The organism is Aminobacter niigataensis, from assembly GCF_014200015.1.
In the GTDB taxonomy this organism is placed as follows: Bacteria; Pseudomonadota; Alphaproteobacteria; order Rhizobiales; family Rhizobiaceae; genus Aminobacter; species Aminobacter niigataensis.
Map to the genome: position 1 here is coordinate 415,760 of NZ_JACHOT010000002.1, position 14,195 is coordinate 429,954.

Genomic DNA, 14,195 nt, shown 5'->3' on the forward strand with positions numbered 1-14,195 from the left:
GATGAAAGGCCTCCGTGTCAAAGCGGAGGCCTGATGAAGCAGAGATATTATGCTCCGTAGCGCTTTTTCAGATGCGCAGTGAAATGCGCCGCATTTAGCTTCTCGCCCGTGGCGCGTTCGAGCAGGTCCGGCGTCGACCAGAGCGAGGCCTGCGACCAGATCTTGTCGTGGCGCCAGTTGTTGACGGTGTCGAAGTGGCCGCGCGCGATCTCGTCGTCGACCGATGGATGCGCCTTGATGATGGCCGCCCATTGCTGCGCTGCCATCATCGCGCCCAGCGTGTAGGACGGGAAATAGCCGAAGGCGCCGCTCGGCCAGTGCACGTCCTGCATCGGCCCGTCCGCCGGATTGTCGATGGTCGACAGTCCGAGATACTCGCGCATCTTGGCGTCCCATGCCTCGGGCAGGTCGGACACAGCCAGGCGGCCCGAAACGAGCTCCTGCTCCAGCTCGTAGCGCAGGATGACGTGCAGCGGATAGGTGACCTCGTCGGCGTCGACGCGGATCAGGCCGCGCTCGACATGATGGACGTGGGGCAGGATCTCGTTGATCGTCCAACGCTCGCCGAGATGCTGCTCGACCATGGGCAGCGCCCAGTGCCAGAAGGCCGGGTTGCGGCCGAGCTGCTTTTCGACGAACAGGCTCTGGCTCTCGTGCACGGCCATGCCGCGCGCCTTGCCGAGTGGCCAGTGCGCCCAGGCTTCCGGCAGGTTCTGCTCGTAGAGCGCATGGCCGGTCTCGTGCAGCACGCCCATCAGTGCCGAGAGGAAGTCGGAGGTCTTGTAGCGCGTGGTGATGCGCACGTCCGACGGCACGCCGCCGCAGAACGGATGATGCGACACCGACAGGCTACCGCGAGTGAGGTCGAAACCGACGGCGCCCATCATCGCAAGACCAAGCTCACGCTGGCGCTCGACGGCATAGACGCCTGACAGGGCACGCGGCGGGTTCTTGGCGCAGCGCTCTTGCTGCACTGCCAGTGCTTCTGGCACGAAATCCCTGAGGAATGCCTTGAGGTCGGTGAACACGGGCGTGATGTCGGCGGTGCGGTTGCCGGGATCGTACTGTTCCATCAGCGCATCGTAGGGCGCGAGACCAAGCGCTTCCGAACGCAGGGCGGCCTCCTCGCGCACCAGCGTGACTATGCCCTCCAGCGCCGGCTGGAATCCGGCCCAGTCGTTCTTGGCGCGCAGGTCGCGCCACAACTGCTCACAGCGCAGGCGCGCCGAGGTCTGGCGTTCGACGAACTCCGACGGCAGGCAGGTCATGTTGGTGTACTGGCGGCGGAACTCCCGCAGTGCCACGGCCTGCTCGTCGTTGAGCGTTTCCGCTTCGGCGGCGGCGATCCAATCGGCGATTTCGGGTGCGGTCGCCTGGCGATGATGCATGCCGGCGAGCGCCGACAGCGCTTCGGCGCGCTTGGCGCCGCCGCCCACCGCCATGTGGGTGGCCTCGTCGGCGCCGAGAATGGCGAGCGCGTGCTCCAGCGCTTCGAGCTTGCGGCCGAGTTCGTCAAGTTTTGCGAAGGACATGGCTCTTCCTCTGTCTCAAAATCGCGGCGAGAGGATACCAAAGCGCGCGCATTCGCAAGACTGTTCGGCTGGTCCACCACTTGCCGGTGCGGCAGCCGGCATGCTCAAGTCATCCCGGAGATCGAAGGGGGACGGCTATGCTTGCGAACATCCTGGTCGGGCTGGTGGCCTTGATCCACCTCTACATCGTCTATCTCGAAATGGTGCTGTGGGACACGCCGCGCGGCCACAAGGCGTTCGGCCTGAAGCCCGATTTCGCCACGGCCTCCAAGGTGTTGGCCGCCAACCAGGGGCTCTACAACGGATTTCTCGCCGCAGGCCTGATCTGGGGCCTGTGGCTGGGCGAGGCAGGCTTCCAGGTGAAGATATTCTTCCTGCTCTGCATCGCCATCGCCGGCCTTTATGGCGCGGCCACCGTCAGCCGCAAGATCCTCTACATCCAGACCGTGCCGGCCGTGCTGGCTCTCGCCGCCCTCTGGATCGGCTGGTAGCCTGACGCCAAAAAGGCGCCCCCAGCTTGCACCGAAGGCGCCTGACAAGGACTGTAACGAGACTAGCCGCGGAAGGCGTCGTGGCCAACCTGATCGTCCAGGCCTGAGATCCGCGCCATCAGCTGGTGGTATTCGCCTGCCGGGATCATGCCGCCGTCGCGCACTGAGTCGGCAACCGCCGCCTTGCGGATCGTTGCCGCCTGCGCTTCCAGCCCGCGTGCCTCTGTCGGCGTGATCAGCTTGAGGTGCTGGTCGGACTGGATGCGCGCATCAGCGTCGCGAAGATCGTTGAGCACGGCGCTCAGCTGTCCGCCAGTGACATAGGTCGTGGGCGGAGGTGCGTCGCTGTCGTCATGGTCCGACGAACGGAAATGCGGCTCGTGCATGGGTGCCGCGAAGGCGATGCCGAGAGGAGCCGAGACGAGGAATGCGGCAAGCGCCGCCTTGAGGGTCAAAGAGCGCATGATTGCGTCTCCCGAACTTGCGGGTCGCGTTACAACTGGCGTCCCGTCGATCGCAGCCCGTCAAGTTCCGTCGTGTCGCGGCGGGAGGTCGTCGCCGGCGGTTCCCGGACTGCATCTGGAGTCTAGGTTCGCGCAGCCGGGAAGCCCAATTAAGAAAAGATAATCTTGGCCGCCACAATCGCGCTGCCAATGCCGCACCACCGCCGCGGATGAGGCAGGCTTCTCGCACACGAAATATTGAGACCGGGTTCGCCCGGTTCCGTTGTTGCGGGTGCCGCCCTATCGCTCGGTGAGCTTGAGTTCGATGCGTCGGTTCCTGGAGCGCGCCTCATCGGTGCCGCTTTCGTCCAGCGGCTGGAACTCGCCGAAGCCGGCCGCGACCAGTCGGTTGGCCGGCACGCCATTTTCGATCAGGAATTTCACCACCGAGGTCGAGCGCGCCGACGAAAGCTCCCAGTTATCGCGATAGCGGCCGGTGCCCGACAGCGGGATGTTGTCGGTGTGGCCGTCGACGCGCAGCACCCAGTTGATCTCCGGTGGGATTTCCTTCTGCAGTTCGAGGATGGCATCGGCCAGCTTCTTCATCTCGCCCTGGCCTGCCTCGTTGATCTGCTCGGAGCCCGTCGGGAACAGCACTTCCGACTGGAACACGAAACGGTCGCCGACGATGCGGATGTTTTCGCGGTCGGACAGGATCTCGCGCAGGCGGCCGAAGAAGTCGGAGCGGTAGCGGTTGAGTTCCTGCACACGCTGGGCCAGCGCCACGTTCAGGCGGCGGCCAAGATCAGCGATCTTGGTGTTGGATTCCTTGTCACGGGTCTCTGAAGCGTTGAGCGCCTCTTCGAGGGCACCGATTTGCCGGCGCAGGGCGGCGATCTGCTGGTTGAGCAGCTCGACCTGGCTGAGTGCGCGCTGGCTGATCTGGCGTTCGCTGTCGAGTTCGCCGGTCAGCGAACCGATCCGCGCCGTAGCCTCGGCGCCGGCACCGGATCCCTGGGACAACAACTGTTCGAGCCGGCTCTTTTCGCTCTCCGCAGCCGACAGCGATGCCTGAAGGTTGGCGAGCGCGTCCTCGACGTCCTGCGAATTGGACTTTTCGAGCGCGAGCAGCTGCGTCAGCTCGTTGATCTGCGAATTGAGCCGGGTCAGCACCTCGTCCTTGCCGGAGATTTCGCGGCTGAGCAGGAACTGCGCCAGCACGAACACCGAGAGCAGGAACATGATGGCCAGAAGCAGCGTCGACAGCGCATCGACGAAACCCGGCCAATAGTCGATGCGACGGTCGCCCCGCCGCCCACGCGCAAGAGCCACTTAGTGGACTCCCTCTTTCTTGAGGGCGTCGGCGATCTTTTCGAGCGTGCTGCGCATCGCCTTCTGCTCATCGGATTGCGCCTCGACCCAGTCGCGCATGATCTGCTGTTCGCTGCGCATGTTCTTGACGAGGCCCGAAATCCCGTCGGCGAGGCTGGCCATGGCAGCGGCGATGCGTGGGTTCGACCCGCCCTGCTCCTGCATGTTGCGCAAACGCTCGCTGAGCGCCCGGATCTCGTCCGTCGAGCCGTTCTTGGCATCGGCGACGACGATGTCGGAGGAGAGGTCGGCAACTGTCGAGAGCCAGTTTTCCAGCTCGGTGTAGAAACGCGTCTGGGCGCGACCGGCCTGGAGATCGAGGAACCCCAGCACCAGCGAGCCGGACAAGCCGAACAGCGACGACGAGAACGCGGTGCCCATGCCTTGCAGCGGCGCGGCGAGCCCCGCCTTCAGCGCTTCGAGCACCGCGGCGGCATCGCCTGTGCCGGGATCGAGCGACTGGATAGTGTCGCCGATCGAACCGATGGTCTCGAGCAGGCCCCAGAACGTGCCGAGCAGGCCGAGAAAGACGAGCAGGCCGACGAGATAGCGCGAGACGTCGCGGCTTTCGTCGAGGCGGGTGGCGATCGAATCGAGCATCGTCCGCATCGAACTGGTCGAGAACGCCATCGACGACGAACGGCCGAGCATCGCCTTCATCGGCGCCAGCAGCACCGGTTCGTTGACTTCCGAGCCGGCCCGGAACGAGTTGATCCAGCGTACTTCACGAAACAGGCGGCCGACCTGGACGAAGGCAAGGCCGATGCCGACCACAAGCACGCCGATGATCAGCCCGTTGAGGCCGGGATTGGTGACGAAGGCGTTGGAAATCTGCCGTGTCAGGATTGCCGCTATGAAGGCGACGATCGCCAGGAAGATCATCATCGTCAGCAGGAACACCTGCGGACTGGACAGGCGATGCGGATCGTAGTTGAGCACATCGGAGCCCCTGCCTACTCCGAGAGATTTCAAGAATGACATCGGCGCCCCGGTTCCAGTTCCGCGCGGCCAAAGCGTCGCACATCCATCCGGACACGCAAAGGACGCTTCGCCGCTTTCAATCTACGCATGGTGCTTTTGTTAGTTGCACCGACGCGTTAGTGGACCACGACTGTAAGCGGAAATGTGACGAAAATGAAAGACGCTTGCGCTTGGTGGCGCGCATCGTCCCGCGATCACAGCCGCGCGACCACCAGAAGGTCGATCATCGCCGCCACGTGAAGGCCCGCTCCGGTGACGACGAAGCCGTGCCATAGGGCACTCTGGAAACGCAGACGCTGCCAGGCATAGAAGATCACGCCGCAGGAATAGACCATGCCGCCGGCAAACAGCAGCCACAGCGTTGCCGAAGGCAGTGTTGCGACCAGCGGGCGCAGGATGACGACGCCGCTCCAGCCCATGGCGAGATAGAAGGCGACCGCCAGCCGGTCGAGCCTGCCGGGCAGGAAAAGCTTGATCGCCATGCCGGCGATGGCCGCCGACCAGACGATACCCGCCATCCACCCTGCCGTGACGCGGTCCTCGAGTTGGGCCAGGAACGGCGTGTAGGTGGCGGCGATCAACAGGTAGATGCCGGCATGGTCGAAGCGGCGCAGCACCCACTTGGCCGGCGAGATCGGCCACAGATTGTAGGCGCACGACACCGAAAGCACGGTCAGCAGCGCCACCACGAAAACCACGGCGGCGAGATATTCGCCGGTGGCGGTGTAGAATGCGGAGATCGAAAGCAGCACCGAACCGGCGGCGACGGCGAGCAGGATGCCGATCGCGTGGACCACGCCGTCGGCGATGAGTTCGGCGCGCGAATGGCTGTAGCGCCCGATGAAGGGCACAGCTGTCTCAGGCTTGCGGAGATTGTCCGTCATCGCTCGTCCCTGCGCCTTGCCTAATATGGGCAGGCGCAGGCACGATGCGCAAGCAGTGCGCTGCGCGGCGGATCAGCGCGGCGTGACCGGCTTCTTCAGGGTCTTGAGCAGCGCGCGGTGGATGGTCTCGTTGCCGACGACGATCGAGCCGCCATCGAGCATGTCCTGGCCGCCCTTGTCGTCGGAGACGAAGCCGCCGGCTTCGCGCACGAGAAGGATGCCGGCTGCGACGTCCCAGGGCGACAATGCCGTCTCCCAGAAGCCGTCCATGCGGCCGGCAGCGACATAGGCGAGATCGAGCGCCGCCGAGCCGAGGCGGCGGATGCCCGCGACCTCGCCCATGACGTTGCGCAGCTCGAGCAGGAAGTTGCCATGATGGCCGCGGCCGAGATGCGGTGCGCCACAACCGATGACCGCGTCGGAAAGCTTGGTGCGGCCGGAGACGCGCAGGCGGCGGTCATTGAGGAAGGCACCGCCACCGCGTTCGGCGGTGTAGAGTTCGTCCATCGCCGGGTTGTAAACGACCGCGGCGACGATCTGGCCCTGGCGTTCCAGCGCGATCGAGATCGAGAACACCGGAATGCCGTGCAGGAAGTTGGTGGTGCCGTCGAGCGGGTCGACGATCCAGCGGTGCTGGTCGTCCTCGCCGGCGACCACGCCACGCTCTTCCATCAGGAAGCCATAACCTGCGCGGGCCTTCGACAGCTCGGCAAACAGGATGTCTTCCGCCTTGCGGTCGGCCTGGCTGACATAGTCGCCAGGTCCCTTGAGCGAGACCTGCAGGTTCTGCACTTCGCCGAAGTCGCGAGCCAGCGAGCGGCCGGCCTTCATGGCGGCCTGCACCATGACATTTAGGATCGCTGAACGCGCCATTATCTAGACCTCTCCGTTACCGTGCTCAATCCGCGCGGCGGACGTAGGTGATCTCATTGGTGTCGACGATGATGCGCTCGCCCGACGAGATGAAGGGCGGCACCAGCACGCGGACGCCGTTTTCCAGCACCGCCGGCTTGTAGGACGAAGCGGCCGTCTGGCCCTTCACGACCGGGTCGGCCTCGGTGATCGTCAGCGTCACCTGGTCGGGCAGCGCGATGCCAATCGGACGCTCGTCATAGAGCTCGACCGTGACCATCATGCCGTCCTGCAGGAAGGCGGCGCGGTCGCCGACGAAATCCTTGAGCAGTTCGAGCTGCTCGTAGCTAGCGGTGTCCATGAACACCAGCGCATCGCCCTGCTCGTAGAGGAACGAAAAGTCCTTCTGCTCGAGGCGAACCTTTTCGACCGTCTCGGCCGAGCGGAAACGCTCGTTGAGCTTGGTGCCGTTGATGAGGTTCTTGAGTTCGACCTGATTGTAGGCGCCGCCCTTGCCGGGCTTGACGTGATTGGTCCTGACCGCCACCCAGAGGCCGCCGTCATGCTCGATGACGTTGCCGGGACGGATTTCGTTGCCGTTGATCTTGGCCATGATTGGATTCCGGAAGAGAGGTTTGCGCCGGAAGGGGCGCTATCGGCGCCTCCAAGACCACAAAATGGCTTTTTAGGCAAGAGAAGTCGCGATTTTCGCTGATCTCAGCGGATGCGGTTGGCGCGCTCCAGCGCCTGTTTCATCTCGACGTCGGTCAGGCCGCGCAGGAAGTCGTCCATCTCGGGATCGTTGAGCCCGGCACGGCGGGCATTGATGTACCACGCGCCGGCGAGGATCGGATCGGGATCGACGCCGATGCCCCCCATATAGAACTTGGCGAGCCGGTTCTGCGCCGCGACATTGCCGCTGTCGGCGGCGAGCTTCATCCAGCCGAAAGCCGACTTCAGGTCGCGGTCGCCGCCGCGGCCGTCGGCCATCCACAGGCCAAGGTCGAACTGGGCGGTGTCGTAGTTCTGGCGTGCCGCGCGGACGAGCATCAGCCTTGCCTGCTTGTCGTCGCGCAGCTTGCCGCCGACGCCGTTGCCAAGCACTTGGGCCATCGCATATTGCGCGTCCGCGAGCCCTGTCGCCGCGGCCCGTTCATAATAGGGCACGGCCTTCTCCAGGCCCCGGCCGCCTGGCTCGCGCTGCACCAACATCTGGGCATAGTTGAACTGGGCGAGCCGGTTGCCGGCCTCGGCCGCGGCCTGCATCAGGGCATTGGCGGCCTTGTCGTCGCGGGTGACGTATTTCCCATCGAGCAGCAGCAGCGCATATTGGAACTGCGCTTCGGGAACGCCCTGTTCGGCGGCGCGCTCGTACCACTTGGCTGCCTCGGAATCGTTGCGCGCCACACCCAGGCCGCGCGACAGGATTTCGGCAATCAACGTCTGGGCGGCGGAGTCTCCCGCCTCGGCCCGTGGCAGCGCCAGATTGTAGGCCGTCTTGTAGAGTCCACGCTGGAAGGCGCCATAGGCCTCGTCCGAATGCTTGCCGCCAAAACGGTTGGGGTCGATGCCGTCGGGCGCCTTGGCCGCCGGATTGGCGCCGAGATCAGGCGTGGCGGGAGCAGCCGGAGCGGGCTGCAGTGCCGGCACCGCCTCGGGCGTCGGCGCAGGTCCGAAGCGGCTGGGGTCGACGATGTCGACAGGCTTGCCAAGTGAGGGAACCGCACCTTGGTCGGACGGCGGGACAGGCGCGCTTTCGACGGCAATCGCGGGCTCGAGCCCGAAGCCCAGGCACAGAAGCGCGGCAAGGAAGCGCGAACGGTCCATCCTCAGCCCTCGAAGTGCGGCGCAGTCTCGTCGAGCAGCGCATTGGCGCGAGCCACCGCCTCGCGCGGATCGATGCCTTCGCCGAACACCGCCGACGACAGCGCGACGAATTCCACGCCTGTCGCCGCTACCGCCTCGACAGAGGCGAGCTCGGAGCCGGCCATCACGATGCAGGGGATCTCGATCATCTCGGCCCACCATTGGCCGAGCGAGAGGTTGCGCGAATGGGGCTCGGGCTTGTTGTCGTAGCCGAAGCGGCCGAAGAAGATGTAGTCGGGCCGCTCCTCGCCGAGTTCCAGCGCATCGTCGCGCGTCTTGGCACCGCCGACGCCGACCATCATGCGCTCCTGGTAATGTTCGACGGCTTCGGCGAGAGCCGCCTTCTTGCCCTCGACATGGATGCCGTCGGCCTGGATGCGGCCGGCAACGCGGGTGTCGCCGGCGACCACCACGGCCACGCCGGCTTCGCGTGCCGCAGCTGCTACCTTTTCGGCGAAGTTCTGGAAGGACACCTCATCGGTGCCCTCGGCGGGAAGGATGAGCGAAGCGACGTCGCCGCCGGCAAGCGCGGCCTCGACATCCCCGGGCTGCACCGAGGGCGGCGCAATCAGCACGATGCGGCAGCGATTGGGCGGCGTATTTGGGTTCATGTTCTTCGATCCGGTGCTCGACGCCTATGCAAGGCGATCATGTTTGCATTGGGGCATAGAACAAAGTGGTGCCGTTGAACAGGACACGCAGCTGAACCCAAGCATATGAAAAGATTGGCGCGGCACTCGCCAAGGCGCTGCCGTGCGGCTATTGCGGACGCGAAAGGCGGCTGTCCATGACTTCGCTTCTGCTCGATCCGTGGTTTTACGCGGCGGCGGTGCCGGCGGTGATTCTCGTCGGCCTGTCCAAGGGCGGCTTCGGCGGCGCGGTCGGATTCGTCGGCGTGCCGCTGATGGCGCTGGTGATGTCGCCGGTGCAGGCCGCCGCCATCCTTCTTCCCATCCTGATCCTGATGGACGTCGTGTCGCTGTGGAGCTGGCGCGGCGTCTTCGACCGCACGATCCTATGGCAGATGCTGCCGGGTTCGATCGTCGGCATCGGCATCGGCTGGCTGATGGCCTCGGTGGTGACGGCGGACAATGTGCGCTTCATCGTCGGCGCCATCGCCTTCGTCTTCGTTGCGCGCTGGATCTACACCAGCCTGCGCCACGGCGCCGACCACAAGGCCGAACCGAACGGCATCGCCGCCGCCTTCTGGGGCTCGGTCGCCGGTTTCACCAGCTTCGTTGCCCATGTCGGCGGCCCGCCTTTCCAGGTCTACACATTGCCGCTGCGGATGGACCCGAAGGTGCTGACGGGCACCAGCGTCATCTTCTTTGCCGTGACCAATGCCATCAAGCTGGTCCCCTACTTCGCCCTCGGCCAGTTCGATACCGCCAACCTCACCGCCTCGCTGGCACTGATGCCGCTGGCGCCCCTGGCGACGCTTGCCGGCGCCTGGCTCGTCAGGCGGATGCGTCCGGAAATCTTCTACCCCTTCACCTACGCCACGGTAGCAATCGTGGCGCTGAAACTGCTTTATGACGGGATCGCCGAATTCATTTGAGGGCGATGCTGCCAGTCTCTTATCTTGATGCGGCAGATCAGGGAGAACACCGATGGGTCGGCCATACGAGGAAAACCTCGACAAGAACCCCGCCAACCACCAGCCGCTGACACCGCTGAGCTTTCTCGAACGGGCGGCGAAGACCTTTCCCGATCATGCAGCGATCATTCACGGCGACCGCCGCACAACTTACCGCCAGTGGTGGCAGCGCTCGCTGAAACTCGCCTCCGCACTGGCGAAGACCGGTATCGGCAAGGGCGACACTGTAACGGTGATGCTGTCCAACACGCCGCCGATGCTCGAAGCGCATTTCGGCGTGCCGATGACCAAGGCCGTGCTGCATTCGCTCAACACCAGGCTCGATGCGGCGATCATCGCGTTCCAGCTCGACCATGCCGAGACCAAGCTCCTGATCGTCGACCGCGAGTTTTCCGGCGTGGTCAAGGAGGCGCTGGCGCTTGCCAGGGTCAAGCCGCTGGTCGTCGACTATGACGACCCCGAATATCCCGCCGACGCGCCCTACCCCAAGGGTGAACGCATCGGCACGATCGACTACGAGGCCTTTGTGGGCTCGGGCGACGAGACCTTCGCCTGGTCGATGCCGGATGACGAGTGGGACGCCATCTCGCTCAACTACACCTCGGGCACGACAGGCAATCCCAAGGGCGTGGTCTACCATCACCGCGGCGCCGCTCTGATGGCCTACACCAACACCATCCATGCCGGCATGGCCAAGCACTGCGTCTATCTCTGGACGCTGCCGATGTTCCACTGCAACGGCTGGTGCTTTCCCTGGACGCTCGCGGTCCAGGCCGGCACGCATGTCTGCCTGCGCTGGGTGCGCGCCAAGCAGATCTACGACGCCATCGCCGACCTAGGCGTCACCCATCTCTGCGGTGCGCCTGTCGTCATGTCGTTGCTGATCAATGCCAGGGACGAAGAAAAGCGCGCGTTTCCGCAACTGGTGACCTTCAACACCGCCGCAGCACCACCGCCTGAAGCCGTACTTTCCGGCATGGCCGATGCCGGCTTCGCCGTCACCCACCTCTACGGCCTGACCGAGACCTATGGCCCCGCCGTCGTCAACGAATGGCACGGCGAATGGGACGAGCTGGAAAAAGGTCCGCGCACGGCCAGGAAGGCGCGGCAGGGCGTGCGCTATGCCGCGCTCGAAGACCTGACGGTGATGGATCCCGAGACCATGGAGAAGACGCCCGATGACGGCGAGACCATCGGCGAGGTGATGTTCCGCGGCAACATCGTCATGAAGGGTTACCTCAAGAACAGGAAGGCCACCGACGAGGCCTTCGCCGGCGGCTGGTTCCACTCCGGCGACCTCGGCGTGATGCATCCCGACGGCTACATCCAGCTCAAGGACCGCTCCAAGGACATCATCATCTCCGGCGGCGAAAACATCTCTTCGATCGAGGTCGAGGACGCGCTCTACAAGCACGCCGCCGTTGCCTCCTGCGGCGTGGTGGCAAGGCCGGACGACAAATGGGGCGAGGTGCCCATAGCCTATGTCGAGCTGAAGCCGGGCAAGGAAGCGACGGAGGCCGAGATCATCGAGCATTGCCGTTCGCTGCTTGCCCGTTTCAAGGTGCCGAAGGCAGTGATCTTCGCCGAGATCCCCAAGACCTCGACTGGCAAAATCCAGAAGTTCCGCCTGCGCGACATGGCCAAGGGGTAGACAGTAGAACGAGAGGCGGCGTCCGTACCGGCGCCGGCTCCTTTCAAGCAGCCGGCACTGCCACTCCGCGCTGGCTGCCGAAGGCGGCCCATGCGCCCGCGACGAAAAGAACCGCCATGGCCGACAGGACAGGCACGTCCGACAGCGTCGGCTTGAGCACCATGTCGGCGACAATGATGAGCATCACCGCATAGTCGAAGCGCGCGACCTTGAGGATGCGCCGGCCCTGGTCGAGCGCGGCAGGCGTTACACCGTCGCGGGCGATCATCGCCGCCATGCGGTCACCGGTCGGCTGGAAAATGAGCGTTCCAACCAAAAACGTCGTCGCGTAGCCGGCAAGGCCGATGACGACCCACAAGTCACGGAAGCCGACCCAGAACGTGCACATGATGAGCCCGAACACCAGGGTCGCCAGCGACGCCGGCACGAACAGTCGCTTACCCAGCTGACCAATCGAGCCCATGGCTTGCAGCATGCCCTCGACATTGCCTGCGCGGTCGGCGCGAAAGGCAAGCAGCATCAGCGCAAAACCGCCGCCGGCCCAAACGACGGCGGCGACGATGTGCAGCAACTTGAAGAGAGAATACAAATCCATATTCCAAACCTTTCCAATCCGGTTTTCCGACAACGGCAGCAGCTGTTTCACCCGTCACTCGTTGCGGCGCCGGCAAATAGCGCCGGCGCTGTTTCGGCATTGTGTCGGCACGGATCGCTGAATGTTTCGGCCGTCACGACCGCAGATGCTGAAGCGACGCCGATGCCCGCATGACTGCTTGCCCCGTCAGCGCGCGGGCCAGCAAGTCTGTACAACAGCGGTGCCGGCCGTCTGCTGGAATGATGCGACAGACCCCGGAAAACTGCGGAAATTCCAGCCGCCGACCATGGTGACAGCCCTGCAACGGACGTAACAGCGGGCCGCAAAGCATGGTATGTTTAGATGCGCCGTGGGGACGGCGCGCATCCGGAACCCGGCCGCGGGGAGGCAACGGCCGGCTGACCCAGCTTCCAATGTAACGAGACCGGAAGCATGCCATGCAGCAGCGCGGCATGCGGCGGAAACACGGCCGGTGCTAATGCGCCGGCACCGACTTACTCGTCGTCACCAACCCATTCCCTGCGGGGGGAAAAGGCAATCGGAGCAAGGATATGCAAGGGGTAGCACGGAATTTCTTCACACTCGCGATCGTCTATGCGCTGTGTGGCATGGCGCTCGGCCTGCACATGTCGATCAGCCAGGATCATACGCAGATGCCGGTCCATGCCCACACCATGGTGGCAGGATGGCTGATGTCGGCTGTGTTCGCCGTCTTCTATCACCTGTTTCCCGTCGCGCGGGACAAGGTGCTGGCGAAGATCCACTTCTGGCTGACGGCCATCAGCGGCATCGGCCTTCTGGTCGGGCTGTTCTTCCTGCTCGGCGGCAATGCCGCGATCGAGCCCGTTGTCGCGATGTCGTCGATGGGCTTCTACGCGGCGATGTTGCTGTTTGCCGTTATCGCTCTTCCGGTCGTCTGGAAGTCGTGAGTCGGCGTAACGCCGGCGTGGCATCCGCTGCCGCGCCGGTGTGCCGTGTCGGCACAGTCAACGACAAATCAGCAACGTTCTTAAGCGTCCATTAAGCATTCCAGTTGTTTACTGTGCGTATCCAGTCATCTGGATTCTTACCGAGTGGTTGGAGCCACTTTGTTTGACGCCTCCCTGTTAAACTCCTGAGAGCCGCGCTTTTCCGCGGCTCTTTTTTTTGCGCCTAGGTCCGTGGAACGCCCTCCAAAAGCGCTCCAATCCGCCGCGTTAACCCTTTGTTAAACATGCGCTTGCGTTCGCATGAGCGGAAGCGCATTTTCATCGGGCTTGGCGTATAGGAGCGGACCGCGCAGAATCCGTCGCCAAAGACGGGCGGTAACGCGGGATCAGGGTTGCAGGGTAGCGATGATGAACGAGCCTTCGAGGGAAAGCGGAAATACCATCAAGCTCGCCGAAAGGCGGGTGTTTTCGCCGTCCTTCAAGCCCCTCTACAACGAGGGCATGGGGCTGGTCGAACAAGCCGCCGAGTATCTCGATGGCGCCGGACGCGTCGAGGCCAAGAAGCTGTCGCGGCTTGCCGCCACGCTTTACGCCGCCGAATCGATGCGGCTGACCACGCGGCTGATGCAGATCGCATCGTGGCTGCTGCTGCAGCGCGCGGCCAATTCCGGCGAGATGACCCGCGACCAGGTCGCCTCCGAGAAATCGAAGGTGCGCCTCGACACCGCCTCCGCCCATGACGACGCCGCCGGCTGGAACGAATTGCCGGCCGATTTCGTCGACCTCGTCCGCCGCTCGCTCAGGCTGCAGGCGCATGTGCGCCGCATGGACGAGGAGATCTACGGCAACGGCGCTACGGTGGTGCCGGTACAGGCCATGCGCCGCAGCAACCCCGTCTCCGATCAGATCAGCCTGCTCAACACGGCGTTCGCCCGCAACTAGGCTCGGCAACCCTGCCACGCACGGGGATTGTTTCTGTTTTGTTCACATTTTTCTGGCGTCC

At 64.3% G+C, this 14,195-nt stretch carries 15 protein-coding genes; 5 read left to right on the plus strand and 10 right to left on the minus strand.

Annotated elements, in window-relative coordinates; all coding sequences use genetic code 11:
- Positions 1–47: 47 nt before the first annotated feature.
- On the minus strand, positions 48–1,532 hold the full coding sequence (locus GGQ99_RS11890; protein WP_183262701.1) for a carboxypeptidase M32: 1,485 nt from the start codon (positions 1,530–1,532) through the stop codon (positions 48–50).
- 137 nt (positions 1,533–1,669) lie between these two features.
- Here GGQ99_RS11890 and GGQ99_RS11895 point away from each other — a divergent pair, with 137 nt between their 5' ends.
- Positions 1,670–2,023, plus strand: a complete 354-nt coding sequence (locus GGQ99_RS11895; RefSeq protein ID WP_183262702.1) for a DUF1304 domain-containing protein — start codon at positions 1,670–1,672, stop codon at positions 2,021–2,023.
- Positions 2,024–2,085: 62 nt separating this feature from the next.
- Here GGQ99_RS11895 and GGQ99_RS11900 read toward each other — a convergent pair whose 3' ends face one another.
- The 8 genes from GGQ99_RS11900 to GGQ99_RS11935 all read right to left on the minus strand — a co-directional run bounded on the left by GGQ99_RS11900 (position 2,086) and on the right by GGQ99_RS11935 (position 9,031).
- Positions 2,086–2,487 carry a hypothetical protein gene (locus tag GGQ99_RS11900; protein WP_183262703.1) on the minus strand — a complete coding sequence of 134 codons (402 nt, stop codon included), beginning with the start codon at positions 2,485–2,487 and terminating at the stop codon, positions 2,086–2,088.
- A 279-nt stretch (positions 2,488–2,766) separates the two neighbouring features.
- Complete coding sequence (locus GGQ99_RS11905) at positions 2,767–3,798, minus strand: peptidoglycan -binding protein (protein ID WP_183262704.1); 1,032 nt, start codon at positions 3,796–3,798, stop codon at positions 2,767–2,769.
- Positions 3,799–4,818 (minus strand): MotA/TolQ/ExbB proton channel family protein, encoded by a 1,020-nt coding sequence (locus GGQ99_RS11910; protein WP_183262705.1) that lies wholly within the window; start codon positions 4,816–4,818, stop codon positions 3,799–3,801.
- A 194-nt stretch (positions 4,819–5,012) separates the two neighbouring features.
- The gene (gene trhA / locus GGQ99_RS11915; RefSeq protein ID WP_108606537.1) at positions 5,013–5,702 is read right to left on the minus strand and encodes a PAQR family membrane homeostasis protein TrhA; all 690 of its coding nucleotides are present in this window, start codon (positions 5,700–5,702) and stop codon (positions 5,013–5,015) included.
- Positions 5,703–5,774: 72 nt separating this feature from the next.
- Positions 5,775–6,575 carry an inositol monophosphatase family protein gene (locus GGQ99_RS11920; RefSeq protein WP_108606536.1) on the minus strand — a complete coding sequence of 267 codons (801 nt, stop codon included), beginning with the start codon at positions 6,573–6,575 and terminating at the stop codon, positions 5,775–5,777.
- Between the two features lie 25 nt (positions 6,576–6,600).
- Positions 6,601–7,167: an elongation factor P gene (gene efp / locus GGQ99_RS11925; protein WP_018429990.1), complete on the minus strand. Its 567-nt coding sequence runs from the start codon at positions 7,165–7,167 to the stop codon at positions 6,601–6,603.
- A gap of 104 nt (positions 7,168–7,271) precedes the next feature.
- Complete coding sequence (locus tag GGQ99_RS11930) at positions 7,272–8,381, minus strand: tetratricopeptide repeat protein (RefSeq protein WP_245439657.1); 1,110 nt, start codon at positions 8,379–8,381, stop codon at positions 7,272–7,274.
- A 2-nt stretch (positions 8,382–8,383) separates the two neighbouring features.
- Positions 8,384–9,031, minus strand: a complete 648-nt coding sequence (locus tag GGQ99_RS11935; RefSeq protein WP_183262706.1) for a thiamine phosphate synthase — start codon at positions 9,029–9,031, stop codon at positions 8,384–8,386.
- Positions 9,032–9,207: 176 nt separating this feature from the next.
- Here GGQ99_RS11935 and GGQ99_RS11940 point away from each other — a divergent pair, with 176 nt between their 5' ends.
- Together GGQ99_RS11940 and GGQ99_RS11945 are read left to right on the plus strand one after the other, a co-directional pair.
- Positions 9,208–9,978 (plus strand): sulfite exporter TauE/SafE family protein, encoded by a 771-nt coding sequence (locus tag GGQ99_RS11940; RefSeq protein WP_183262707.1) that lies wholly within the window; start codon positions 9,208–9,210, stop codon positions 9,976–9,978.
- 52 nt (positions 9,979–10,030) lie between these two features.
- Entirely contained in the window at positions 10,031–11,668 is a 1,638-nt protein-coding gene (locus GGQ99_RS11945; protein ID WP_183262708.1) for an acyl-CoA synthetase, read from the plus strand.
- A 43-nt stretch (positions 11,669–11,711) separates the two neighbouring features.
- Here GGQ99_RS11945 and GGQ99_RS11950 read toward each other — a convergent pair whose 3' ends face one another.
- Positions 11,712–12,314: a DUF2269 family protein gene (locus GGQ99_RS11950; RefSeq protein WP_343061715.1), complete on the minus strand. Its 603-nt coding sequence runs from the start codon at positions 12,312–12,314 to the stop codon at positions 11,712–11,714.
- A 500-nt stretch (positions 12,315–12,814) separates the two neighbouring features.
- On the opposite strand from GGQ99_RS11950, the gene GGQ99_RS11955 reads away from it, so the two are divergent.
- Positions 12,815–13,192: a hypothetical protein gene (locus GGQ99_RS11955; protein WP_108606531.1), complete on the plus strand. Its 378-nt coding sequence runs from the start codon at positions 12,815–12,817 to the stop codon at positions 13,190–13,192.
- 408 nt (positions 13,193–13,600) lie between these two features.
- Positions 13,601–14,134, plus strand: a complete 534-nt coding sequence (gene rcdA, locus GGQ99_RS11960; RefSeq protein WP_055975432.1) for a protease adaptor protein RcdA — start codon at positions 13,601–13,603, stop codon at positions 14,132–14,134.
- Positions 14,135–14,195 lie beyond the last annotated feature (61 nt).